This window comes from Streptomyces sp. Wb2n-11 (assembly GCF_001049855.1).
GTDB classification, from domain to species: Bacteria; Actinomycetota; Actinomycetes; order Streptomycetales; family Streptomycetaceae; genus Streptomyces; species Streptomyces altiplanensis.
On sequence record NZ_CVPB01000001.1, the window covers coordinates 3028630 to 3052281 of the forward strand.

At 70.8% G+C, this 23652-nt stretch carries 27 protein-coding genes; 7 read left to right on the forward strand and 20 right to left on the reverse strand.

Features of this window, described 5'->3' with window-relative positions; translation table 11 throughout:
* Positions 1–99: 99 nt before the first annotated feature.
* On the reverse strand, positions 100–1011 hold the full coding sequence (locus BN1555_RS13610; RefSeq protein WP_093799629.1) for a glutaminase: 912 nt from the start codon (positions 1009–1011) through the stop codon (positions 100–102).
* A gap of 7 nt (positions 1012–1018) precedes the next feature.
* Positions 1019–1714: a demethylmenaquinone methyltransferase gene (locus BN1555_RS13615; protein ID WP_093803381.1), complete on the reverse strand. Its 696-nt coding sequence runs from the start codon at positions 1712–1714 to the stop codon at positions 1019–1021.
* A 274-nt stretch (positions 1715–1988) separates the two neighbouring features.
* Here BN1555_RS13615 and BN1555_RS13620 point away from each other — a divergent pair, with 274 nt between their 5' ends.
* Complete coding sequence (locus tag BN1555_RS13620) at positions 1989–2912, forward strand: DUF3152 domain-containing protein (protein WP_255306024.1); 924 nt, start codon at positions 1989–1991, stop codon at positions 2910–2912.
* A gap of 34 nt (positions 2913–2946) precedes the next feature.
* Here BN1555_RS13620 and BN1555_RS13625 read toward each other — a convergent pair whose 3' ends face one another.
* Both BN1555_RS13625 and mqnC read right to left on the reverse strand, forming a co-directional pair.
* Positions 2947–3606 carry a hypothetical protein gene (locus BN1555_RS13625; protein WP_093799630.1) on the reverse strand — a complete coding sequence of 220 codons (660 nt, stop codon included), beginning with the start codon at positions 3604–3606 and terminating at the stop codon, positions 2947–2949.
* Positions 3607–3616: 10 nt separating this feature from the next.
* Positions 3617–4813 (reverse strand): cyclic dehypoxanthinyl futalosine synthase, encoded by a 1197-nt coding sequence (gene mqnC / locus BN1555_RS13630; protein WP_093799631.1) that lies wholly within the window; start codon positions 4811–4813, stop codon positions 3617–3619.
* A gap of 103 nt (positions 4814–4916) precedes the next feature.
* Between mqnC and BN1555_RS13635 the strand changes: the two genes are divergently transcribed.
* Both BN1555_RS13635 and BN1555_RS13640 read left to right on the forward strand, forming a co-directional pair.
* Positions 4917–5177: a hypothetical protein gene (locus BN1555_RS13635; protein WP_093799632.1), complete on the forward strand. Its 261-nt coding sequence runs from the start codon at positions 4917–4919 to the stop codon at positions 5175–5177.
* 21 nt (positions 5178–5198) lie between these two features.
* Entirely contained in the window at positions 5199–5540 is a 342-nt protein-coding gene (locus tag BN1555_RS13640) for a PIN domain-containing protein (protein WP_093799633.1), read from the forward strand.
* On the opposite strand, the gene BN1555_RS13645 is transcribed toward BN1555_RS13640, so the two are convergent.
* Both BN1555_RS13645 and BN1555_RS13650 read right to left on the reverse strand, forming a co-directional pair.
* Positions 5479–7131: a serine/threonine-protein kinase gene (locus BN1555_RS13645; protein WP_093799634.1), complete on the reverse strand. Its 1653-nt coding sequence runs from the start codon at positions 7129–7131 to the stop codon at positions 5479–5481. The two genes, BN1555_RS13640 and BN1555_RS13645, sit on opposite strands and share 62 nt — an antisense overlap.
* Before the next feature lie 70 nt (positions 7132–7201).
* Positions 7202–8065, reverse strand: a complete 864-nt coding sequence (locus BN1555_RS13650) for a menaquinone biosynthetic enzyme MqnA/MqnD family protein (protein WP_093799635.1) — start codon at positions 8063–8065, stop codon at positions 7202–7204.
* Between the two features lie 338 nt (positions 8066–8403).
* Between BN1555_RS13650 and BN1555_RS13655 the strand changes: the two genes are divergently transcribed.
* Both BN1555_RS13655 and BN1555_RS13660 read left to right on the forward strand, forming a co-directional pair.
* Positions 8404–8607, forward strand: a complete 204-nt coding sequence (locus tag BN1555_RS13655) for a cold-shock protein (protein WP_008738468.1) — start codon at positions 8404–8406, stop codon at positions 8605–8607.
* Positions 8608–8727: 120 nt separating this feature from the next.
* On the forward strand, positions 8728–9015 hold the full coding sequence (locus BN1555_RS13660) for a hypothetical protein (RefSeq protein ID WP_093799636.1): 288 nt from the start codon (positions 8728–8730) through the stop codon (positions 9013–9015).
* 31 nt (positions 9016–9046) lie between these two features.
* On the opposite strand, the gene BN1555_RS13665 is transcribed toward BN1555_RS13660, so the two are convergent.
* The 7 genes from BN1555_RS13665 to BN1555_RS13695 all read right to left on the reverse strand — a co-directional run bounded on the left by BN1555_RS13665 (position 9047) and on the right by BN1555_RS13695 (position 15203).
* A complete protein-coding gene (locus BN1555_RS13665; protein ID WP_093799637.1) occupies positions 9047–9814 on the reverse strand; it encodes a restriction endonuclease in 768 nt (255 codons plus the stop codon).
* Between the two features lie 182 nt (positions 9815–9996).
* Positions 9997–11343: a dicarboxylate/amino acid:cation symporter gene (locus tag BN1555_RS13670; RefSeq protein ID WP_093799638.1), complete on the reverse strand. Its 1347-nt coding sequence runs from the start codon at positions 11341–11343 to the stop codon at positions 9997–9999.
* Between the two features lie 379 nt (positions 11344–11722).
* Positions 11723–12013, reverse strand: a complete 291-nt coding sequence (locus BN1555_RS13675) for a DUF4229 domain-containing protein (protein ID WP_255306025.1) — start codon at positions 12011–12013, stop codon at positions 11723–11725.
* A gap of 99 nt (positions 12014–12112) precedes the next feature.
* On the reverse strand, positions 12113–12637 hold the full coding sequence (locus tag BN1555_RS13680; RefSeq protein WP_093799639.1) for a GNAT family N-acetyltransferase: 525 nt from the start codon (positions 12635–12637) through the stop codon (positions 12113–12115).
* Between the two features lie 80 nt (positions 12638–12717).
* Positions 12718–13896 (reverse strand): aminofutalosine synthase MqnE, encoded by a 1179-nt coding sequence (mqnE, locus tag BN1555_RS13685; protein ID WP_093799640.1) that lies wholly within the window; start codon positions 13894–13896, stop codon positions 12718–12720.
* Between the two features lie 91 nt (positions 13897–13987).
* Positions 13988–14443 carry an Lrp/AsnC family transcriptional regulator gene (locus BN1555_RS13690; protein ID WP_093799641.1) on the reverse strand — a complete coding sequence of 152 codons (456 nt, stop codon included), beginning with the start codon at positions 14441–14443 and terminating at the stop codon, positions 13988–13990.
* Positions 14444–14510: 67 nt separating this feature from the next.
* Positions 14511–15203 (reverse strand): UbiX family flavin prenyltransferase, encoded by a 693-nt coding sequence (locus BN1555_RS13695; protein ID WP_093799642.1) that lies wholly within the window; start codon positions 15201–15203, stop codon positions 14511–14513.
* Positions 15204–15368: 165 nt separating this feature from the next.
* Here BN1555_RS13695 and BN1555_RS13700 point away from each other — a divergent pair, with 165 nt between their 5' ends.
* A complete protein-coding gene (locus BN1555_RS13700; protein WP_255306408.1) occupies positions 15369–15914 on the forward strand; it encodes a rhomboid family intramembrane serine protease in 546 nt (181 codons plus the stop codon).
* On the opposite strand, the gene mqnP is transcribed toward BN1555_RS13700, so the two are convergent.
* Both mqnP and BN1555_RS13710 read right to left on the reverse strand, forming a co-directional pair.
* Positions 15904–16806, reverse strand: coding sequence for a menaquinone biosynthesis prenyltransferase MqnP (mqnP, locus tag BN1555_RS13705; RefSeq protein ID WP_093799644.1), 903 nt, complete (start codon positions 16804–16806; stop codon positions 15904–15906). The genes BN1555_RS13700 and mqnP overlap by 11 nt on opposite strands.
* Positions 16803–18260 carry a menaquinone biosynthesis decarboxylase gene (locus BN1555_RS13710; protein WP_093799645.1) on the reverse strand — a complete coding sequence of 486 codons (1458 nt, stop codon included), beginning with the start codon at positions 18258–18260 and terminating at the stop codon, positions 16803–16805. Before BN1555_RS13710 ends, mqnP begins: the two co-directional genes overlap by 4 nt.
* 89 nt (positions 18261–18349) lie before the next feature.
* Here BN1555_RS13710 and BN1555_RS13715 point away from each other — a divergent pair, with 89 nt between their 5' ends.
* Positions 18350–18778, forward strand: a complete 429-nt coding sequence (locus BN1555_RS13715; protein ID WP_093799646.1) for a PLD nuclease N-terminal domain-containing protein — start codon at positions 18350–18352, stop codon at positions 18776–18778.
* Positions 18779–18850: 72 nt separating this feature from the next.
* On the opposite strand, the gene BN1555_RS13720 is transcribed toward BN1555_RS13715, so the two are convergent.
* The 5 genes from BN1555_RS13720 to BN1555_RS13740 are packed head-to-tail and all read right to left on the reverse strand — an operon-like array spanning position 18851 to position 23639.
* Positions 18851–19357 (reverse strand): SRPBCC domain-containing protein, encoded by a 507-nt coding sequence (locus BN1555_RS13720; RefSeq protein ID WP_093799647.1) that lies wholly within the window; start codon positions 19355–19357, stop codon positions 18851–18853.
* Positions 19358–19410: 53 nt separating this feature from the next.
* Positions 19411–20484, reverse strand: coding sequence for a c-type cytochrome biogenesis protein CcsB (gene ccsB / locus BN1555_RS13725; protein ID WP_093799648.1), 1074 nt, complete (start codon positions 20482–20484; stop codon positions 19411–19413).
* Positions 20481–22238 carry a cytochrome c biogenesis protein ResB gene (locus BN1555_RS13730; RefSeq protein WP_093799649.1) on the reverse strand — a complete coding sequence of 586 codons (1758 nt, stop codon included), beginning with the start codon at positions 22236–22238 and terminating at the stop codon, positions 20481–20483. Before BN1555_RS13730 ends, ccsB begins: the two co-directional genes overlap by 4 nt.
* Positions 22239–22243: 5 nt before the next feature.
* Positions 22244–23011, reverse strand: a complete 768-nt coding sequence (locus BN1555_RS13735) for a cytochrome c biogenesis CcdA family protein (RefSeq protein ID WP_093799650.1) — start codon at positions 23009–23011, stop codon at positions 22244–22246.
* A gap of 4 nt (positions 23012–23015) precedes the next feature.
* Positions 23016–23639 carry a TlpA family protein disulfide reductase gene (locus BN1555_RS13740; protein WP_093799651.1) on the reverse strand — a complete coding sequence of 208 codons (624 nt, stop codon included), beginning with the start codon at positions 23637–23639 and terminating at the stop codon, positions 23016–23018.
* Between the last annotated feature and the right edge of the window lie 13 nt (positions 23640–23652).

Consider the following 23652-nt stretch of genomic DNA (forward strand, 5'->3'; position numbering starts at 1 on the left):
GGGCGGTTCCCGGCGGGGGGATTCCCGGCGGGGGGGATTCCCGGCAAGGGCCCGTCCCGGAGCCGGCCCGGACCGGCTCCCGAAGAGCGTGCCCCGGTCCTAGAAGACCGACAGTCCCGTCAGCGTCGTGAACCGGTCCAGTGCCGCGACACCCGCCACCGAGTTGCCGCGCTCGTCCAGGCCCGGACTCCAGACGCACAGCGTGCACCGCCCCGGCACGACCGCGACGATCCCGCCGCCCACACCACTCTTGCCCGGCAGCCCGACCCGGTGGGCGAATTCGCCGGCCGCGTCGTACGTACCGCAGGTGAGCATCACGGCGTTGATCTGCTTGGCCTCACTGCGCGTCAGCAGGCGTGAGCCGTCGGCGCGCAGTCCGTGGCGGGCCAGGAAGCGGGCCGCGAGCGCCAGGTCGGCGCAGCTCATCTCGATCGCGCACTGCCAGAAGTAGTGGTCGAGGAGGGTGGGGACGGGGTTGGCGATGTTGCCGTACGAGGCCATGAAGTGGGCCAGGGCCGCATTGCGGTCGCCGTGCGCGGACTCCGACTCGGCGACCTCCGGGTCGAAGGCCAGGTCCGGGTTGCCGCTCTCCTGGCGCAGGAAGTCGAGGAGTTCGCTGCTCGCGTCGCCGGTCAGGGTCTGGAGGCGGTCGGTGACGACGAGCGCGCCTGCGTTGATGAACGGATTGCGCGGGATGCCGTTCTCGTACTCCAGCTGGACGAGCGAGTTGAAGGGGTTGCCGGACGGCTCGCGGCCGACGTGTTCCCACAGGCCGTCGCCGCCCGTGGCCAGGACCAGCGCGAGCGTGAAGACCTTGGTGATCGACTGGGTGGAGAAGGGGCGCTGCCAGTCCCCGACTCCGTACACCTTGCCGTCCATGTCCGCGACGGCCATGCCGAAACGGCGCGGGTCGACGGCGGCGAGCGCCGGGATGTACTCGGCGGTCCTGCCGCTGCCGACCTGTGGTGCGACGTCCTCCGCGATCCGCTCCAGGACCGACTGGTAGTTCACGGGAGGTCTACCGGGGCTTCGTACCGCGGTGCAGGGCGACGACCCCGCCCGTCAGGTTGCGCCACGCGACCTTCGACCAGCCCGCCCGCTGGAGCCGGGACGCCAGCGCCGGCTGGTCGGGCCAGTCGCGGATGGACTCGGCGAGGTAGACGTACGCGTCGGGGTTCGACGAGACGGCGGTCGCGACCGGCGGCAGCGCCCGCATCAGGTACTCCAGGTACACGGTCCGGAAGGGAGCCCAGGTCGGATGCGAGAATTCGCAGATCACGACCTGCCCGCCGGGCTTGGTCACGCGGTGCAGCTCGCGCAGCGCGGCGTCGGTGTCCTGGATGTTGCGCAGCCCGAAGGAGATGGTGACCGTGTCGAAGACGTCGTCGCGGAACGGCAGGTTCATCCCGTCGCCCGCGGTGAAGGGCATCCACGGGTGACGCTGCTTGCCGACCCGCAGCATGCCGATCGAGAAGTCGCAGGGCACGACGTACGCACCGGCCCGCGCGAAGGGCTGCGAGGAGGTGGCGGTTCCGGCGGCCAGGTCCAGGATCTTCTGGGCCGGGCAGGCGTCCACCGCCCTGGCGACCTCCTTGCGCCAGATCCGGTCCTGCCCGAGGGACAGGACGTCATTGGTGAGGTCGTAGCGTTCCGCCACTTCGTCGAACATCGAGGCGACTTCGGCGGGCTTCTTGTTCAGGGATGCGCGGGTCACGCCGCCCATTGTGCCGGGCCCGCCCGCCGCGGGCGGAGCGGGCCCGGTCATCGACGGCACGGGCTCCCCGCCCCGCCCGCCCGCCCACGCCCGCACATCACCTTGACCGTTCAACATCCGCTCTCAACCTTTCCGGCGTGAACCCCCTCTGAAGGGGTGGGAGCCGGTCCCGCGCTCCGGCCTCCGGGCCACCCTCCTGGCGCCGCTGGACGAACTCCCGCCCCGGGAAGGCAGTACGCCGATGATCATCCGACGACCGGGAACGGAGCGAACCATGGTGGGCGAGCAGCACGGAAGAGGCCAGGAGCGGCAGCGTGCGCAGGGGAGCCCGCCGGGGCGCGCACACCTCAGACGGACGGGAAAGCGGTTCCGTACGCGCCGCCGGCGCCGGGGCGGTCTCGTCGTGCTCGTGGCGGTGGCCGCGGTCACCGCGGCAGCGGTGTTCCTGGACCTGCCGTGGTCCGGTTCCGCCCCGCCGGCCACCGGTGAACGCCGTCAGGCGCGCCCCGTTCCGTCCTCGCCCGTACTGACGGCGTCGCCGAGCGCCTCCCCCGCTCGCTCCGCCGGCCCCGGACCGCGCAAGAGCCCCGTGCCGCCCCGGACCGGCAAGGCGTCCACGTCCCCGCCCTCCGTGCCCGCCACGGGCCCCGGCACCTTCACCGTCGCCCGCGCGGGCGCTTCGGCCCCCGGCAGCGGAAGCGGAAGCCGCTACCGGGTCGAGATGGAGGACGGCACCGGCGTGGACCCGGACGAGGCGGCCGAGGACATCGCCGGCATCCTCGCCGACCCGCGCGGCTGGGCGCACGGCGGCACCCACTCCTTCCGCCAAGTCGCGGACGGTCCGGCGGGGTTGGTGATCCGCATCGCCACCCCTGCGACCACCGACCGCATCTGCGGCTCGTACGGGCTGGACACCGGCGGCGAGGTCAACTGCCGCGGCGGCGAGGAGGTCGTGGTCAATCTCAAGCGGTGGCAGCTCGGTTCCCCGCGGTTCGACGGCTCCGCCACCGAGTACCGCGCCCTGATCATCAACCACGAGGTCGGCCACTGGCTGGGCCGCGGCCACGAGACCTGTCCGGGCCCCGGCCGGCCGGCGCCCGCGATGATGCAGCAGATCAAGGGCCTGCGGGGCTGCGTGTCCAATGCCTGGCCGTACGACCGTACCGGACGCTACCTGGGCGGCCCCAGCGTTCCCTGACGACGCCCGGCGGCCCGGCGGACGGGTGCGGTCCTCACCGCCGCCGGTGCACCAGCCGCCCGCCCAGGACCGTCGCGACGCACGTCCCGGTCCCCCGCGCGCGCAGCGCCGCCTCGTCCGGCACGTCGAAGACGGCGAGGTCGGCGCGGGAGCCGACGGTGAGCGGGTGCGCGACCACGGAAGCCGGCGGGGCGCCCCCGGCCAGCGGGTCCAGGCCCGCACCGGGGTACGCCGTCAGGGCCTCCTCCACGGCCCCGGCCCCGCCCTCGACCGTGAGGCCGGCCCGCCGCACCGCCTGGCGGACGGCCGGGATCCGGAGCGGACCGGTGACGGCGACCACACCGTGGGCCAGGAGTTTCTGGGTGCAGCGGCGGGCGCTGTTGCCCCAGCGGGCCTCGGTCATGCGCAGCGCGGCGAGGGCGTCACCGGTGAGGGGGTCCGGGCCGAGCACGTCGAACTCGCCGGGGTCCTCGGGGAAGTAGGTGTGCTCCAGCAGGAAGCCGCCGCGGTCGTTGCGCAGCCCCGGCGTGAGGACTCCGGGCCAGCGGCGGACGCGGGCCGCCGGCCGGGCGGCGGCCACGTCGTCGTACGGGCCGAGGGCGACGACCGTCGCACCGTCGACGGCGACCGCTCCCCGGACGACCGGTTCCCCGGCGACCGGGACGACCAGGTCGGCGGCGTGGATCGTCAGCAACGCGACTCCGTCAGCTCGCGCTGAGGATCTTCAGCTCGGGGTGCGCGGTGCCGCCCTCGATGGCCGTCGACGAGAGGTGCGAGACGACGTGGTCGTCGACCGGGTCGTTCGCCGGGTCGTCGTGCACGACGATGTGCTCGTACGTCGTCGTGCGCTGCGCCGGCACGCGCCCGGCCTTGCGGATGAGATCGATGATCTCCATCCGGTTCGACCGGTGCCTGGCCCCGGCCGACGACACGACGTTCTCCTCCAGCATGATCGACCCGAGGTCGTCCGCGCCGTAGTGCAGCGACAGCTGGCCGACCTCCTTGCCGGTCGTCAGCCAGGAGCCCTGGATGTGGGCGACGTTGTCGAGGAAGAGCCGCGCGACGGCGATGATCCGCAGGTACTCGAAGAGCGTGGCCTGCGTACGGCCCTTCAGCGCGTTGTTCTGCGGCTGGTAGGTGTACGGGATGAAGGCGCGGAAGCCGCCCGTCCGGTCCTGTACGTCGCGGATCATGCGCAGGTGCTCGATGCGCTCGGCGTTGGTCTCGCCCGTACCCATGAGCATGGTCGACGTCGACTCGACGCCGAGGCGGTGCGCGAGTTCCATGATCTCCAGCCAGCGCTCGCCGGACTCCTTGAGCGGCGCGATGGCCTTGCGCGGCCGCTCGGGCAGCAGCTCGGCGCCGGCGCCGGCGAAGGAGTCGAGCCCGGCGGCGTGGATGCGGCGGACGGCCTCCTCGGCGCTCACACCCGAGATCCGCGCCATGTGCTCGACCTCGGAGGCGCCGAGGGAGTGGATGACGAGCTGCGGGTAGGCCGCCTTGATCGCGGCGAAGTGCTCCTCGTAGTACTCGACGCCGTAGTCCGGGTGGTGCCCGCCCTGGAACATGATCTGCGTACCGCCGAGCTCGACGGTCTCCGCGCAGCGGCGCAGGATGTCGTCGAGGTCGCGGGTCCACACCTTGTCGCTCTTGGGCGCGGCGTAGAAGGCGCAGAACTTGCACGCGGTGACGCACGAGTTCGTGTAGTTGATGTTGCGCTCGATGATGTACGTCGCGATGTGCTCCGTACCGGCGTAACGGCGGCGGCGCACGGCGTCCGCGGCCTGGCCCAGGGCGTGCAGCGGCGCGGAGCGGTAGAGGTCGAGGGCCTCTTCCGGGGTGATCCGCCCACCCTCGGCAGCGCGGTCGAGGACGGCTGTGAGGTCGGCCTTCTCAGTCACCGGAGTGTCCCTTTCGGCAGGGTGTGGACGGACCGGCCCAGCCTACGCCAGCCCCTCGGGTGAGCTTCGGGCGCCCGGTTGACGTCGACACGGCGGACGAGGGGTGCATCGCCGTACGGCCGACACGGCACGCGTCACCATCACGCTCCCCGCCGAGCAGGTCGAAGCGCTCAAGCAGACCACCGGCAACGTCTCGGGGTACGTCGCGGAGGCAGTCGCCCGGCGGCTCCCGGGCGAGCTGATCGACCGTGATCCGGAGCGCCACCAGCGCGAGTACGGCGAGTCCACGGAGGAGGAACTGGCCCACGCTCGCGCCGGGATCTACGGCAAGGTGCTTCCCGGGACCGGCTCTGTCGCCGCGTGATCGGGGATCACTTGGACGATCGTGCTCGCCGGCGAGGGCCTCTCGGGCCGGCTCGACGACGATCGCCGCACCGGCGTCATGATCAAGGTGTTCCGGCAGGCCGAAGCCGATCTCGCCATCGGCTCGGCCACCGTCGTCGAAGTCACCCACGGCAAGGCCGACACCGCGAGGATCGACCGGCTGCTGTCCCGCCTCAGGATCGAACCCCTCACCGAGCAGGCGTCCCGGGCGGCCGCCGGCCTCCTCGAGAACACCGGCCCGCACGGCCACGAGTACGCCGTCGACGCGACGGTCGCCGAAGTCAGCGGTCCAGACGGCGCAGCGAGCCCGCCGGGTTCCCGGTTCCCCCGCCCCGCGCCCTGACGGTCATCGTGCCGTCCCTCTCCAGCGTGTACGTGACCTGTACGGTGCCGCTCGCGCAGCCGGGGGTGGAGGGGCGGGCCGGGTCGGCGCGGTCGGTGATGCGGAGCTCGTTCGCGGTCACGGAGGCCAGTTCGCCCAGTCCGTTGCACTTGAGCGGCCCGAACGTGTTCGTCGTACGGGCCACGTCCTCGCCCTTCGTCCCGCCGCTGATCCTGACGGAGTACTGGCTGGCGACGCCGCCCGCCGTGACGCTTCCCTCCCACGTACCGGTGAACGCCTTGGGCACGCCGGCCGCGGCGGCGGGAGGAGCGTCCTGATCGCCGCTGCCCTTCTCGGCGCCGGGGCCGTCGCCCGACAGTCCGCTCAGGTAGACCGAGCCGCCCACCGTCACCACCGCCAGCGCGCCCGCGACGGCGAGAACCACCGTGCAGCTCCTGCGGCGGCCGCGGCCCCCGGCGCCGGAAGCGGAGTTCTCGGTGGTCAGCGAGAACGAAACGCGGCCCGCCGCATCGGACGCGGTGGCGGCCCCGGCCCCACCACCCGGTACGACGGGCGCACCACCCGCACCCACGCCCCCGGTCCCGCTCCCGCTCCCGCTCCCGAAGGAGACCGGCGGCGGTCCGAACACGCCCATCGCCGGGCTGCTGAACGGCACCGGCCCCGAATCCCCCGGCGCCGCCGTCGCCGGTTCCAGGTCGAGCAGCCGCACCGCCGCCCGCCCCGCCCGCTCGACCAGCGGCCCCGGCAGCCACCCCGCCGCCACCAACCGCGCGGCCCCGCCCGGCGCCAGCCGCCGCGCCACTTCCTCCGGGGACGGCCGGTCCGCCGCCTCCTTGGCCAGGCAGGCGCCGACCACCTCGCGCAGTTCACCGTCGAGCGCCTCCAGCCCGTACAGCCGCGGCTCCTCGTGCACCACCTTGTAGAGCAGCGCCGCCGAAGAGTCGCCGGGGAACGGTGCCTCGCCCAGCGCGGCGTACGCCAGCACGGCGCCCAGCGAGAAGACGTCGGCCGCGCCCGTCACGTCGCCCTTGCCGAGGATCTGCTCGGGCGACATGTAACCGGGCGAGCCGATGGACACGCCGGTGGAGGTGAGGGACGCGGTGCCGTCGGTGGCGCGCGCGATGCCGAAGTCGATCAGCCGGGGCCCGTCGAGCGTCAGCATGACGTTCGACGGCTTGACGTCCCGGTGGACGAGACCGAGTCCGTGCACGGCGCTCAGCGCCTCCGCGAGCCCCGCGCCCAGAGCGCGCACCGCGAACACGGGCAGCGGCCCGGCGTCGGCGACGGCCTCCGTCAGCGTGGGCCCGGCGACGTACCCGGTGGCCACCCACGGCACAGGGGCGTCCGGGTCCGCGTCCAGCACGGGCGCCGTCCAGTCGCCGCCGACCCGCCGGGCCGCCGCCACCTCGCGCCGGAACCGGGCGCGGAACTCGTCGTCGAGCGCGAAGTGCGGATGCGCGACCTTGACCGCGACCGTACGTCCCCCCGCGCTGCGCCCGAGAAATACGCGGCCCATGCCGCCGGCGCCCAGCCGGCCGAGGATCCGGTACGCGCCGATGGTCTGCGGATCACCCGCGTCGAGCGGCTGCATGCCCTCGTCCTCCCCCGTGCCACCGCCGGCGACCTGCCCGCTGTCGCGAGCAGCCTAGGGGGCGACGTGGTCAGCCGAGCAGTTCGACCGTGACGTCGGCCGGGTACCCGGTGTCCGGTCCGGTCCGGCGCGCGAACTCCCGTACGCCCGCCAGCTGGTCGGGGCCGAAGCGGAAGTCCAGCGTCGTGAAGTAGCGCTCCAGCAGCTCCGCGTCGAAGACCTCCCAGCGGGCGGCCTGCTCGGCGACCTCGGTCACCTCGTCCAGGGACAGGTCGCGGGAGGTCAGGAACGCCTCGTGGACCTTCTTCACGACGTCCGGCTCACGCGCGAGGTAGTCCTTGCGCGTCGCCCACACCGCGAAGACGAACGGCAGCCCCGTCCACTCCTTCCACATCTGCCCCAGGTCGTGCACCTGGAGCCCGAGCCGGGGCGCATCGTGCAGCGAGGCGCGCAGCGCCGCGTCGCCGATCAGCACGGCCGCGTCCGCCTCCTGCATCATCACGCCGAGGTCGGGCGGGCACGTGTAGTAGTCGGGCTGTACGCCGTACTGCTCGGCCAGCAGCAACTGCGCCAGGCGCACCGACGTGCGCGAGGTCGAACCGAGCGCGACCCGGGCCTTGTCGAGCCGGTCCAGCGGCACCTGGGAAACGATCACGCACGACATGACGGGGCCGTCGCAGCCGACCGCGAGGTCGGGGAAGGCGACGAGGTCGTCGGCGTTGCGGAGGAACTCCACCAGGGTGACGGGCGCGATGTCGAGATCGCCGCGCACCAGCTGCTCGCTGAGCCGCTCAGGGGTGTCCTTCGACAGCTGGAAGTCGAGAAGCGCTCCGGTACGGGCCAGCCCCCAGTACAGGGGCAGGCAGTTCAGGAACTGGATGTGGCCGACACGTGGCCGGCTGCGACGGTGGTCGGCAGCAGTTGAATTGTCCACATCGCGAGGCTAGACCTGTCTGTCGCACAGACCGACGCCGGGGTCCGGGCCCCTTCGGGAGGACTTCGGGAGGACTCCCGAAGCTCTCCGGAAGGTCGCCGGCCCGGTCCCGGAAAGCGGCCCCGCAGACGTCCCGGCAGGCCCCGCCAAACTTCCGGGAGGCGTGATCTTTCCCTCTTCCACTCGCCTCGGAACGCATGCTACGCTCGCCGCAAGTTGCAGTTTGGTTTCCCTTGCAGTACAGAGCCTGCGGAGCATGTGACCCGCAGGCTTTTGTAGTTTTCAGACTTCTTTGCAGGTTCTGGAGCAGGGCAACCCTTTGGCCCATAGGAGGGCTTATGGCTACCGGAACCGTCAAGTGGTTCAACGCTGAAAAGGGCTTCGGCTTCATCGCCCAGGACGGCGGCGGCCCGGATGTCTTCGTCCACTACTCCGCGATCAACGCGTCTGGTTTCCGCTCCCTCGAGGAGAACCAGCTCGTGAACTTCGACGTCACGCAGGGCCCGAAGGGCCCGCAGGCGGAGAACGTCACCCCGGCCTAGTTGCCCGGGCCGACCGGATCGCGGTCGAAGTAGCAGTACCCAAGGAGCCCCGTTCCGCGAGGAACGGGGCTCCTGCCTGTATGCGGCTCGCCCGCCGCCGCGGACATAGGCTCGGGGATCATGGATATCGCGATAGCCCTCCTCGCCCTTGTTCTCGTCGCGCTGATGGTCTCGGTCAACGAACACAAACTCAGGCGCACCAACCACCGGATCGCCCGGCTGGAGCAGAAGATCGACCGCGTCATGGAGCACTTGGGCATCCATGAATCCGATCCGGCGATGGATCAGGTCGCCGCGCTCGCGCGGGAGGGAAAGAAGATCCAGGCGGTCAAGCTCTACCGCGACATCACGGGCGCCGACCTGCTGGAGGCCAAGAACGCGGTCGACCGCCTGGAGTCCCAGGCCTGACCCTGCGAGGCCGCGGAGGGTCCGGTCCGGGCTACGCGACCGGCACCTGGTCCCAGGGCGCCGGGCCGGTCCCCCCGGCCCACGCGGTGAGCGCCTGGTGGTCGATGCAGAGGATTCCGCACTGCTCCGCGTACTCAGCCGCCGGTTCGGTGAACTCGCCCGTGGTCACGACGGCGGCGACCTGGGCACCGTGGACGGCGTAGCACGTGCCGCCGAAACGCTGGACGTCCTGCGAGCCGACCTTGTTCGCCGGTCCGTACCGCTTGCACTGGATCACGACGCACCGCCCGTCCGGAGTGATCGCGATGACGTCGGCCCCGAGGTCCCCGGCGCCGCCGACGACCTGGACCTCCACGCAGCCGTCCCGCTCGCACAGCTCGGCGATCGCCCGCTCGAAGGTGTCCGGGTCCATGGCCGCGTACTCCACGTACCCGGCTCCGGCGGACTCGGCTCCGGCCTCGTCCCGGGCCGCCTCCACACCGTCGACGTCCACGCCGGTGATGTCCGCACCGCTGATGTCCGCACCGCTGACGTCCACGCCGACGACATCCGCCCCGACGGCGGCGGGACGGACGCGCCGCCGGCGGCCGCCCCGGACCACCGCCGCGGCCACGACGACGAGGGCGGCCGTCGCCAGGACGGCCGCCGGGAGGTTGTCGCCCTCCCCCAGCGCCGCTTTGAAGGTGAGTCCGACACCACAGACGACGATGGCGACCAGGCCGAGGCCGAACGCGACAACGCGGAGCCGGGAAGCGGGTCCGCGCCCTGTGGTGCGGCTCCGGCGGGTGGGTATCGGCATCTGCGTCGGCTCCGTCCTCCGTACGACCTTTCCAAGATCGCTCTGATGTCCGTATGCCCCGCCCGGCCGGTTTCAACGGCTCACGGACAGGCACACGACGCTCACCGCGCCCCGCCCCACGCCGAAGTGCCCCCGACGCGGGGCGTCGGGGGCACTTCGTGGTCCGGGTTCCGGCAGCGCGGTTACGCGGCGACCGGCACGGCGGCCTTCTGCCCGGCCTCAGGCGCGTCGTACTCGTCGACCGGCGAGGACGAGGCCGAGTTGTACGCGTCGTGGTCGAGGATCTTCTCCCGGGCCGCGACGATGACCGGCACGAGAGCCTGGCCCGCGACGTTCGTCGCGGTCCGCATCATGTCCAGGATCGGGTCGATCGCCATCAACAGGCCCACGCCCTCCAGCGGGAGGCCGAGCGTCGACAGGGTGAGGGTCAGCATCACCGTCGCGCCCGTCAGACCGGCGGTGGCCGCCGAGCCGATGACCGAGACGAAGGCGATCAGCAGGTAGTCCTGGATGCCGAGCTGCACGTCGAAGATCTGCGCGATGAAGATCGCGGCGAGCGCCGGGTAGATCGCGGCGCAGCCGTCCATCTTGGTCGTCGCGCCGAACGGCACGGCGAAGGACGCGTACTCCTTCGGAACGCCGAGGCGCTCGGTGACCCGCTGGGTGACCGGCATGGTGCCGACCGAGGAGCGGGAGACGAAGGCCAGCTGGATGGCCGGCCAGGCGCCCTTGAAGAACTGGAGCGGGTTGACCCTGGCGACCGTGGCGAGCAGCAGCGGGTAGACGCCGAACAGCACGAGGGCGCAGCCGATGTAGACGTCGGCGGTGAACGTCGCGTACTTGCTGATCAGCTCCCAGCCGTAGTCGGCGATGGCGAAGCCGATGAGGCCGACGGTGCCGACGGGCGCGAGGCGGATGACCCACCACAGGGCCTTCTGGAGCAGCTCCAGGACCGAAGCGCTGAGCTTGAGGATCGGCTCGGCCTTCTCGCCGAGCTGGAGGGCCGCGATACCGGCGACGGCGGCCATGAAGACGATCTGGAGGACGTTCAGCTCGGTGAACGGCGTGATGACGTCGGTCGGCACGATGCCGGTCAGGAAGTCGATCCAGGAACCGGAGCCCTCGGGCTTCCTGCCGTCCTTCGGCGTCAGGCCCGTACCGGCGCCCGGGTTGGTGACCAGGCCGATCGCGAGGCCGATGGCGACCGCGATCAGCGACGTGATCATGAACCAGAGCAGCGTGCGCGAGGCCAGCCTGGCGGCGTTGTTGACCTTGCGCAGGTTGGTGATCGACACCAGGATCGCGAAGAAGACGAGCGGCGCGACGGCCAGCTTCAGCAGCTGGACGAAGATGCCTCCGACCTGCTCCAGCGTCGTCTTGAGCCAGCTGATGTCCTGGCTGCGCGCGAGCCATCCGAGCAGGACACCCAGGACCAGACCGGTGATGATCTGGGCCCAGAAGGGAAACTTTTCGGATATTCGGAAGCGAGGCTTCCGATCCTCGGGCGTGATCGCGGAGTTCGCGGACACGGACACACTCCGTTGCTTACGTATGGGGATACGGGGGCGGGGGTGCGGCGGCCGTGAGCTGCACGTGGAACCGGAGCTGTGGGCGTCGCCGCTGCGTGAAGTCGCTTCTGATGTCAGATGTGGCGGCGACAGGCCGCGGACATGCAGCGGCAGAGATCGACATGCAGGCGCGCCACCAGCACGAGCGGAACGCTCATGACGGGGGAGTGCGCGGCAGATGTCTTCATGCCAAACACGTTAACACTTGTACTTTGAGAACATCAAAGCTGTTCTTTGGGCACGCGCGCTCCCGCCCCGGCCCGGAAAGCGCCAACACCCCGGCCCCGGACGGGCGTCCGGAACCGGGGTGGTGCGAAGTGTGACGTACCTTACGCGGCCCTTACCGGAGCAGGCCGTCCTCCTGGCTGCGGTTCGACTCCAGCTTTGCCTTCACGTGGTCCACGCGCTCGACGATCCGCTCGGACATCGCGTCGCGCTGCTTGCGCAGCAGCACGAAGCTGAGCGGCGCGGAGACGACGATGGCGAGCATGAGCACCCACAGCAGGTTGGAGTCGCCCAGGCCGGCCGGGAGCACGCCGAAGTGGACCAGGCCCCAGATGACGAAGAAGCAGCCCACGAAGACGCCAAGGCGCATCGCGGTGTAGCGAATCGTTGCGTGCTTGGTGTTCACGGGGGACCTTCTCCTCAGCGGCAACCTAAAGGGGCGCTACCAGTCAAACACAGGGGGGCAGAACTCCTGCCGGGCCCCCGCCCTTCCCGGCCGTTCCCGTCATCCCAGCGGCAGCAGCATGATGATGTCGTCGCGGTCGTCGCCCGGTGCGACCCGGATCGCGCCGGGCACGCGCCCGACCTCCTTGTAGCCGCAGGAGGCGTAGAACCGATCGGCTCCGGTGCCGCCGCGGCAGGTCAGCCGTATCGCCTCGATCCCCTCGAAGGACCGCGCCTCCTCGGCGGCCGCCGCCATCAGGTCGCGGCCGTACCCCTTGCCCTGATGGCGCGGGTGGACCATCACCGTGTAGAGCCAGATCCAGTGGGTCATCAGCCGGTGCGTGTTGTACGTGAGGAACACGGTGGCGGCGACGGCACCCTCCTCGTCGTGCCCGACGAGCAGCCGGGTACGGCCCTCGTCGATGGCGGCGAGGTGCTTGACCCACTCGGGCCGGATGTCTTCGGCGGTCACGGGCGGTACGAACCCGACGGCGCCGCCCGCGTTGGAGACGTCCGTCCACAGGGACAGGACGCCGTCGCGCAGGCCGGGGCCGATCCGCGGATCAAGTGTGAAGGTCAACGGCATGCCCCCGACGATAAACGGCCCGGTCCGACGTCCGCACGGCCGGCTCCGCGGCCCGGGCGCCCCCGGGCCGCCCCGCGGCGTCAGACCCGCATCGCCTGCGGCGACTCGCGGCGGTCCGCGTCCGGCCCCGGGTACTCGCGGATGATCTCGTACCGCGTGTTCCGCTCCACCGGGCGGAAGCCCGCGTCCCGGATCAGCTCCAGCAGGTCCTCACGGCCGAGCTTGTTCGGCGTGCCGTAGTTGTCCGCGTCGTGCGTGATCTTGTACTCGACGACCGAGCCGTCCATGTCGTCCGCGCCGTGCTGGAGCGCGAGCTGCGAGGTCTGCACGCCGTGCATGACCCAGAAGACCTTGACGTGCGGGACGTTGTCGAAGAGCAGCCGCGAGACCGCGAAGGTCTTCAGCACGTCGGCGCCGCTCGCCATCGTCGTACGGGCCTGAAGACGGTTGCGGATCTTGCCGTCCTTCATGTCCTCGAAGTCGTGCTGGTAGCGCAGCGGGATGAAGACCTGGAAACCGCCGGTCTCGTCCTGGAGCTCGCGCAGCCGCAGCACGTGGTCCACGCGGTGGCGCGGCTCCTCGATGTGCCCGTACAGCATCGTCGCCGGGGTCTTGAGCCCCTTCTGGTGCGCGAGGCGGTGGATGCGCGACCAGTCCTCCCAGTGGGTGCGGTGGTCGACGATGTGCTGGCGGACCTCCCAGTCGAAGATCTCCGCGCCGCCGCCGGTCAGCGACTCCAGGCCGGCCTCGATCAGCTCGTCCAGGATCTCCGAGGCCGACATGCCCGACACGGTCTCGAAGTGGTGGATCTCCGTCGCCGTGAAGGCCTTCAGCGAGACGTTCGGAAGGGCCTTCTTCAGCTCGCTCAGGGAACGCGGGTAGTAGCGCCACGGGAGGCTGGGGTGGAGGCCGTTGACGATGTGCAGCTCGGTGAGGTTCTCGTTCTCCATCGCCTTGGCGAGCTTGACGGCTTCCTCGATGCGCATCGTGTACGCGTCCTTCTCGCCCGGCTTGCGCTGGAACGAGCAGTACGCGCACGACGCGGTGCACACGTTCGTCATGTTGAGGTGGCGGTTGACGTTGAAGTGGACGACGTCGCCGTTCTTGCGCGTGCGCACCTCGTGGGCGAGGCCGCCCAGCCAGGCCAGGTCGTCGGACTCGTAGAGGGCGATGCCGTCCTCGCGGGTCAGCCGCTCACCCGCCCGGACCTTCTGCTCCAGCTCGCGCTTGAGTCCTACATCTTTGATAGATGCAGTCATCTCCGGCCGCCTCCCATTTGTCTACGAATCAGGCTCAGAACACCGTACTCCCCCGCCCCTCGGCCGGAGGGACCCCCGTCGGCGCTCCCCGTCAGCCTTCCTCGGGCAGTCCCCCGACGCGGTTCTCCCACTTGGTGGAGAGCACGATCGTCGTACGGGTGCGCGAGACACCCCGCGTGCCGGACAGCCGCCGGATCGTCTTCTCCAGGCCGTCGACGTCCCCCGCGCGGATCTTGAGCATGAACGAGTCGTCGCCCGCGATGAACCAGCAGTCCTCGATCTCCTCGAGGTCGCGCAGCCTGCGCGCCACGTCCTCGTGGTCCGCCGCGTCCGAGAGCGAGATGCCGATCAGCGCGGTGACGCCGAGGCCGAGCGACTTCGCGTCGACCGTCGCGCGGTAACCGGTGATGACGCCGGCCGCCTCGAGGCGGTTGATGCGGTCGGTGACGCTGGGCCCCGAGAGCCCGACGAGCCGGCCGAGTTCGGCGTACGAGGCCCTGCCGTTCTCTCTGAGGGCCTGGATGAGCTGCCTGTCCACGGCGTCCATATGCCTGAAGCCTTCCATTGTTCAGCAATACCGCGAGTTTATGTGTGCGATCTAAGGCGTGCAGCGCTCAACGCCCGTTGTCTTTCCGGGAGCCCCCGAGCTCCCCCTCCCAGCGGCGGTACAAGCCGTGCGGCACCCCCGCCGCGTCCAGCACCCGCCCCGCGACGAAGTCCACCAGGTCCTGGATGTGCGTCGCTCCCGCGTAGAACGCCGGGGAGGCGGGCAGCACCACGGCGCCCGCCTCGTCCAGCGCCACCATGTGCTTGAGGGTCTGGCCGCTCAGCGGCGTCTCCCGCACCGCGACCACGAGCGGGCGCCGCTCCTTGAGCGTCACGCTCGCCACCCGTTGCAGCAGGTCCTTCGACAGCCCCAGCGCCACCCCGGCCACGCTCGCCGTCGACGCCGGCACGACGAGCATCCCCTTGGCCGGGTACGAACCCGACGAGGGCCCGGCGGCGAGGTCCCCGGCCGCCCAGTACCGCACGTCGCCCACCTCGGCGGCGAACGTGTCCGGCCTGCCGTCCGCGCCGCGCGCCAGCCACGTCCGCAGGTCCTCCTGCCAGTGGGCGTCCCGGAACGCGATGCCCGTCTCGTCGAGCAGCGTCAGGCGCGAGGCCCGGCTGACCACCAGGTCCACGCTCTCGCCCGCGTCCAGCAGCCCGCGCAGCACGGCGGCGGCGTACGGCGTGCCCGACGCCCCGGAAACCCCTACGACCCATGGCCGGCGCGGCTGCTGACCGCGTGTATGTCCTGACTCCACGTGCCCGACCTTATCCGGGCTCCCCCGGGCGGAACCGAGTCAGGTGCCCGGGACGTTCCACCGGCAGAGCCGCACGTACCGCAGGGGGACGCCATGTCACCGACCGCCGTTGGACGGAGCCGGAACCGGAGCCGGGGACACCGGGCGAAGGCCGCCGCCGCGCTGATGCTCGGCTGGGTCGCGCTGCTGTGGGCCCTGGAGGCGCTGGACGCCGCGACGGGCGCGCTGAACACGTACGGGCTGAGCCCGCGCGACGTCGGCGAACTGCGCGACGTGCTCCCGATGTCGTTCCTGCACCACGGCTTCGACCACGTCGCCTCGAACACCGTCCCGCTGCTGGTCCTCGGCTTCCTCGCCGCCCTGAGCGGCATACGCCGCTTCGCGGGCGTCGTCCTGGTCGTCGTGCTCGTCAGCGGCCTGGGGGTCTGGCTCACCGCTCCCGACCACTCCAACACGGCGGGCGCGTCGGGCGTCGTCTTCGGCCTCTTCGGCTACCTGCTGGTCCGCGGCTTCGTCGACCGCAGCGCGCTGGACGTCGTGACCGGCCTGGTGGTGGCCGCGGTCTACGGCTCGATCCTGTGGGGCGTCCTCCCGGCCAATGCCGCCGTCAGCTGGCAGGGCCACCTCTTCGGCCTGGCCGGCGGCGTACTCGCCGCGTTCCTGTTCCGGCGGCGGACCTACCCCACGGGTCCCGCGCGCCTCACACCGTGAGGCCGCGCACCAGCAGGTCGACCAGCGCGCACCCGAACAGGGCGATCCCGATGAAGCCGTTCGTCGTGAAGAACGCCCGGTTGAGGCGGGACAGGTCGTGCGGCTTGACGATCGTGTGCTCGTAGAAGAAGGCCGCGGTCACTATCACCAGGCCGGCCCAGAAGAACGCCCCCGCGTCGGTGGCCAGCGCGTACCAGACCAGCAGGACGGTCGTCACCGCGTGGCACGCCCGCGCCCCGTACAGCGCGGCCGGGACCCCGAAGCGGGCCGGCACGGACTTCACCCCGTGCGCGCGGTCCGCCTGGACGTCCTGGCTGCCGAAGATCAGGTCGAAGCCGCCGATCCAGATGCCGACCGCGAGGCCGAGGATCACCGCGTCCCAGGACCACTCCCCCGTGATCGCGAGCCAGGCGCCGACGGGGCCCATGGCCTGGGCGAGGCCGAGGATCGCGTGCGGGAAGTGGGTGAAGCGCTTCCCGTACGGATAGACCACCATCGGGACCACCGCGACCGGCGCCAGCGCCAGGCACAGCGGATTCAGCGCGGCCGCGGCGCCGAGGAAGACCACCACGGCGACGAGCGCGCCGGTCCAGGCCGACCTGACCGAGACCGCGCCGGTGACCAGCTCCCGGTTGGCGGTGCGCGGGTTGCGGGCGTCCAGCTCCCGGTCGATGATCCGGTTGCACGCCATCGCGAACGTACGCAGCCCGACCATGGCGACCGTGACGAGCAGCAGCTCGCCCCAGTGGATGTTCCGGTCCAGCTGGAACATCGCGGTGAGCGCGGCGATGTACGCGAAGGGCAGCGCGAAGACCGAGTGCTCGATCATCACGAGCCGCAGGAACGCCTTGACCCCGCCGACCTGCGGAACGGCGGCCGCCGCGCTGGTCACAGCCCGTACTCCTTCCAGCGCCTCGACACCCGTTCAGAGGTCCCGGGGTCGGACTCGACCATGTTCGGCCAGCCCCCGTCCCGGGTGTAGCCCTCCTCGGGCAGCTTCTTCGTCGCGTCGATGCCCGCCTTGCCGCCCCAGAACTGCTGGTACGACGCGTGGTCGAGGTGGTCGACCGGTCCTTCCACCACCGTGAGGTCGCGGGAGTAGTCGACGTTCCCCAGCGCCCGCCAGGCCACCTCGTGGTAGTTGTGCACGTCGCAGTCCTTGTCGACCACGATGATCAGCTTCTCCAGCGAGAGCATGTGCGCGCCCCAGATGGCGTGCATGACCTTCTGCGCGTGCTTCGGGTACTTCTTGTCGATCGCCACGATGACGCAGTTGTGGAAGCCGCCCGCCTCCGGCAGGTGGTAGTCCACGATGTCCGGGACGATGATCTTGAGCAGCGGCAGGAAGAAGCTCTCCGTGGCCCGCCCCAGCGGCCCGTCCTCCGTGGGCGGCCGCCCCACCACGATCGACTGGAGCAGCGGACGCCGCCGCATCGTGATCGTGTCGATCGTCAGCGCCGGGAAGTCCTCCTGCGGCGTGTAGAACCCGGTGTGATCGCCGAAGGGCCCCTCCGGCAGCATCCTCCCGGGCTCCAGCCACCCCTCCAGCACGACCTCCGCCTGGGCCGGGACCTGGAGCGGGACCGTCTTGCAGTCGACCATCTCGATGCGCTTGCCCGACAGGAAGCCCGCGAAGAGGTACTCGTCGATGTCGCCCGGCAGCGGAGCCGTCGAGGCGTACGTCACGGCCGGCGGCGCACCGAAGGCGATCGCGACCGGCAGCCGCTCGCCCCGCCGGGCCGCCACCTGGTAGTGGTTCCGGCTGTCCTTGTGGATCTGCCAGTGCATCCCGATCGTGCGCTTGTCGTGGCGCTGGAGCCGGTACAGCCCCAGGTTCCTGATGCCCGACTCCGGGTCCTTGGTGTGCGTGAGCCCCAGGTTGAAGAAGGACCCGCCGTCCTCGGGCCAGGTGAACAGGGCGGGCAGCCTGTCGAGGTCCACGTCCTCGCCCGTGAGCACGACCTCCTGGACCGGCGCCGCGTCCGACTTGACCTTCTTCGGCGGCACGTGCGCCATCGACCCGAGCTTGCCGAACGCCTCCCGCACCCCCACGAAACCCTGCGGGAGCTCGGGCTTGAGCAGCCCGCCGATCTTGTCCCGGATGTCGTCGTACGACTTCAGGCCGAGCGCCTTGAGCAGCCGGCGGTCGGTCCCGAAGACGTTCATCGCCAGGGGCATCGACGAGCCCTTGACGTTCTCGAAGAGAAGCGCCGGACCGCCCGCCTTGTTCACCCGGTCGACGATCTCCCCGACCTCCAGGTACGGATCGACTTCGGCCTTGATGCGCTTGAGGTCGCCCTCGCGCTCCAGCGCCCGGAGCAGGGAGCGAAGATCGTCGTAAGCCATGCGGTCCAGTATCCGGTACGCACTACGCTTGGCCCGTCACCGGGGCTGCCCACGGCGCCCTGCGGTCCGCGCTCTGGGAGCTTGCCCTCATGCTCAGGTATCTGCCGTTCCTTCTGGTGCTGGCGCTGTGGATCTACGCCTTCATCGACTGCCTGAACACTCCCGAGGAAGAGGTCCGCCACCTTCCCAAGGTGGTCTGGGTGATCATCGTGCTGCTCTTCGGCGAGGTGCTGATCGGCCCCGTCGCCTGGCTCGCGGTCGGCAAGGTCCGCAAGGGGGCCCGCGACGGCTCCGGCGGCGCGCCCTCCGAACGGCGCCGCGGGGACAAGCAGCGATGGGTCGCCCCCGACGACAATCCCGACTTCCTGAAGTCCCTCGAGGACGAGACCGCCTCTTCCGGAACGGGCGGCGAGGACGAGTCGATGATGAAGGACTGGGAAGCGGACCTGCGCCGCCGCGAGGAGGAGCTCAAGCGGCGCGAGGACGGCCCCGGGGACTCCGTCCCGCCGAAGTCCTGACCCCGCCCCGCACACCATGGCACCGGCCCCGGCGCCCCCGCGAAGGACGGCCGCCGCACCGCCCCGCAACGGCTACCCGGCGTACAGCTCGCGGTAGCGGTCCGGGTCCCACTGCGACCAGTCCCGCGGGCGGCCGTCGAGTGCGGCCAGGAGGTACGCGAAGTGCTGGTGCCAGCCCGCGAGGCGGCTCAGCCGATCGGCGTCGCCGGCCGCCGCCACCTCGTCGGTGAAGCGCAGCACCGTGCCGATGGCGCCCGCCCAGGCCGGCTCCAGGTGGAAGCGGACCCGCCCGTGCACGGCGACGGTGTACTCGGCGACGTGCTCCGGGTCCCAGGCGGTGACCGTGCCGTGCTCGACGGCGTCGTCGCCGTCGTCCCCGGGGTTCAGCCACCGCAGCGTGACCGCGCCGCCCAGGCGCGGCTCCAGCCGCTCGACGGCGGCGAGCCACTCCCGCAGGCCCTCCGGGGTCGCGACGGCGGGCCAGACCCGGTGCGCGGGCTGCGGGAGGTCCAGCGTGAACCTCAGTACGGCCCCGGAGTCCCGGGGTTCACTGGTGCCATGAGGGATCTCGTCCGTCATGACACCAGCCTCTCCCCTCGGCCCGGCTCGTGCGAGCCGGGCCCGGGAGCGGGTCAGACCCCCGCGTACGAGTGCTTGCCGCTGAGGAAGATGTTCACGCCGTAGTAGTTCCACAGCCAGCAGCCGAACGCGAAGAGCGCCAGGTAGGCGGCCTTGCGGCCCTTCCAGCCCGCCGTCGCGCGCGCGTGCAGGTAGCAGGCGTACGCGACCCAGGTGATGAAGGACCAGACCTCCTTGGGGTCCCAGCCCCAGTAGCGGCCCCACGCGTCGCCCGCCCAGATCGCGCCCGCGATGATCGTGAACGTCCACAGCGGGAAGACGGCGGCGTTCACGCGGTAGGCGAACTTGTCGAGCGAGGCGGCGGACGGGAGGCGCTCCAGGACGGACGAGGCGAAGGCGCCCGGCTTGCCGCCGCCCGCGAGCTTCGCCTCGTAGCCGTCACGGAAGAGGTAGAGCAGCGTGCCGACCGCGCCGAGGTAGAACACCGCGCCGCAGAAGATCGCGGTGGAGACGTGGATCCACAGCCAGTACGAGTCCAGTGCGGGCACCAGCTGGTCGCTGTCGGTGTAGAGCCACGTCGTGGCGATGCCCAGGTCCAGCAGGACCGTGGTGACCAGCGGCAGGCCGGCCCAGCGGACGTTCTTCTTCGCGGCCAGGATCGCCAGGTACACACCGACGACCACGGTGGAGAAGGTGATCGAGAACTCGTACATGTTGCCCCACGGCGCGCGCTGCACCGACAGGGCGCGGGCCACCACGCCGCCCGCCTCGACGAGGAAGGCGAGGACGGTCAGCGAGACGGCGACACGTCCGTAGAGGTCGCCCTTCTCGGTGCCGCCCGCCGCTCCCGGACCGTCCGGCACGTCGCGGGTGCCCGCCGCGGACCGGGTGACGACCCTCGGCTTGTCGAGGACGGCCGTGGAGCCGCCGGAGCGCACGGTCACCGGAGGGGCCGCCGCTGTGCCGGCGGTCAGCGCGGCGGCCGTGCGGCCGACCTTGCTGCGGCTGCCGAAGACCCACTCGGCGATGTGGGCGAAGAAGGCCAGCGTGTAGACGGCCATCGACGAATAGATCAGCACATTGCTGATGTGGGCGAGGTTCTCGTTGGTTGCGGCCGCGAGATTCACGCGCGGACTCCTTCGACGGGTTCAGCGGGATCAGGTGCCGTCGGCGCCTGTGAATTGAGCGTTGCGGCCAGGTCGGCCAGTTCCTCGGGAAGCTTCGAGGACTCACTGCGGCCGAGTCCGGCCATCTCGACGACGGTGACGCCGTCCTTGCCCCGTACGGCCCGGACCCAGACGCGGCGGCGCTGGATGAACAGCGATCCGGCGAGCCCCGCGATCGCGGCGACGGCCCCCACCAGTGCGGGTACGTTGCCGGGCTGCTGCGAGATCTGGAAGGTCGCCCACTCCTTGACGTCCTTCTCGAACGTGATGGACCCGGCGCCGTCCGGCAGCTTCATGGTCTCGCCGGGCAGCAGTCGCTGCTTGAGGTCGGCGCCCCGGTCGTCCTTGAACGCCTTCATCTTGCGCTTGTCGAGCTGGTAGACGTTCTGCGGCAGGCCCGCGTCCACGCCGAGGCTGCCGTGGAAGGCGTTGAGCGCGAGGACGGGGAAGTCGAGACCCGGGTACTGGGAGAGCATCGTGCCCTTGCCGGCGCCCGCGAACGTCGGCACGAAGAACGCCTGGAAGCCCAGCTGCTCCTTCTTGCCGTCCTTGTCGCGGTAGCCGTCCATCACCTTGATCGCGCCGGACGAGGTGACGTTGGAGTCCATGGGCAGCAGCGGCACCGCGCCCTTGAAGACCTCCCTGCCCTTGCCGTCCCTGACGGTGACGACCGGGGCGTACCCGTGGCCGATCAGGTAGACCTTCGAGCCGTCGACCTCCAGCGGCCGGTTCACCTCGATCCTGGTCTTCTTCCCGGCGCCGTCCGCCCCCTCGGCGTACGTCACATGGGCCTCGTACGTACGGGGCGTGCCGCGCTGGGGGCCGGTGCGCTCGTACGTCCCGACGAACTTGTCGAGTGTGAAGCTGAACGGCGCCAGGTCGTGGTCCCGGTCGAAGAGCGACCCGGACTTGAAGTCGTCGTACTGCGTGAGGGTGTTCGCGAAACCGCCGCCCTCGACGATCAGCTTGCCGCCCTCGGACTTGAAGAGCTGCCCGGTGGCGAAGGACACCAGCATCACGATGAGCGCGATGTGGAAGATCAGGTTCCCGGCCTCGCGCAGGTACCCCTTCTCGGCGGCGACCGCGTCCCCGACGGCGTGGGACCGGAAGCGGCGCTGCTTGAGCATCGCCAGCGCGGCCTCACGGACCTGCTCGGGGTCCGTCTCCGTACGCCAGGTGGTGTACGCCGGAAGCCGCGTCAGGCGGCCGGGCGCGCCCGGCGGGCGGCTGCGGAGCTGGCCCACGAACTGCCAGGTGCGGGGCACGATGCAGCCGATGAGCGAGACGAACAGAAGGATGTAGATCGCGGAGAACCACACCGAGCTGTAGACATTGAAGAGCCCGAGGTCGTCGTAGATCGGCGCGAGCGTCTCGTGCGCCGCCCTGAAGTCCTCGACCTTCGTCTCGTCGACACCGGTCTGCGGGACCAGCGACCCGGGGATCGCGCCCAGTGACAGCAGGAACAGCAGGATCAGCGCGACGCGCATCGACGTCAGCTGCCGCCAGAACCAGCGCACCCAGCCCGTCGTCTCGCGCCAGGCCCAGGCGATCCGGCCGGCCGCGCCGGGCTGCATCACGCCGCCGAAGGAGCCGGGGACCACCCGCTCCCGGGGAACGGTGGAGAGCTGGGCACCGGCTTCGCCGAGCTCCTGCTCGTCGTGTTCGGCGGCCGCGGCGGCCGCGGCCGTCTCGTCGGTCGTCTCGGTCTTGCTCATGGAACTCAGATCCCCACCGTGAAGCTTTCCGTCCAGCCCTGCATGTCCTGAATGATGCCGTTCCAGATCCCCGTGACGAGCAGGATGCCGGTCGCGATCATCATCAGTCCGCCGATGCGCATCACCCAGGCGTAGTGCTTCTTGACCCAGGCGAACGCACCGAGCGCCCGCCGGAACGCCATCGCGGCGAGCACGAAGGGCACGCCGAGGCCGAGGCAGTACGCGACGGTCAGTACGGCCCCGCGTCCCGCGCTCCCGTCGCTGAGGGCGAGCGTCTGGACCGCGCCGAGCGTCGGACCGGTGCACGGCGCCCAGCCGATGCCGAAGAGGGCACCGAGTACGGGCGCTCCCGCGAGTCCGGCCGCCGGCCGCTTGTGGAAACGGAACTCGCGCTGGGTGATCCAGGGCAGCAGCCCCATGAAGAAGACGCCCAGGAGGATCATCAGCCCGCCGAGCACCATGGAGAGCGTCTCCTGGTGCTCCTGGAGCGTCGAGCCGAAGTAGCCGAAGAGCGCGCCGGTCGAGACGAAGACTGCACTGAAGCCGAGCACGAAGAGCGAGGCGCCGGCGACCATACGGCCGCGCTTGGCCTCGGCCAGGTCGGTGCCGCTGATCCCGGTGACGTACGACAGATAGCCGGGTACGAGCGGCAGCACGCACGGCGAGAAGAAGGAGACGAGACCGGCGGCGACGGCGATCGGCAGCGCGAGTATCAGGGCACCGCTCAGAACCGTCGGGTTCGGGTCGGTGACCGCGGCGGCGAGAACGCTCACGTGGTCACTTCTCCGCGATCAGCGGGTCGATCATCTGGTGCAGCTTCTTCTCGTTGAGGGCCATCAGCGAGCGGGCCGCGATCTTGCCCTCACGGTCGATCACGATCGTCGACGGAATGGCCTGGGGATTCAGGCTGCCCTTGGGAAAGCGGAGAACCAGCTTGCCGATCGGATCGTAGAAGCTGGGATAGGTGATGCCCCACTGCTTTTCGAACTCGATCGCGGGGCCCTTGGAGTCGTCACGGGTGTTGATCCCGACGAACTCGACTCCCTTGTCCTTGGTCTCCTCGGAGACTTTCGCGAAATTCGGCGCCTCGGCCCGGCAGGGCGAGCACCACGAACCCCAGACGTTCAGGACGACGACCTTGCCCTTGAAGTCGTCGATGTCGAGCTTCTCGCCTTCGAGCGTCTCGCCGTCGAGCTTCGGGGCGTCCTGCCGCTCGCCCTTGGCGACGGTGGAGATGCCCCCGCTGCCGGTCACGAACTTCGCGCCGCTCGACCCCGACGACGTGGCGCCGTCGCCTCCGCACGCGGAGAGGGTGAGTGCGCCCGCGACCGCGACGGCGGCCGCCGACGCTGCGTGGCGGGTGCGGTTCGAGCGGCGGCGGGAGACGCGGCTAAGGCTCATGTGAAAAGTTTCG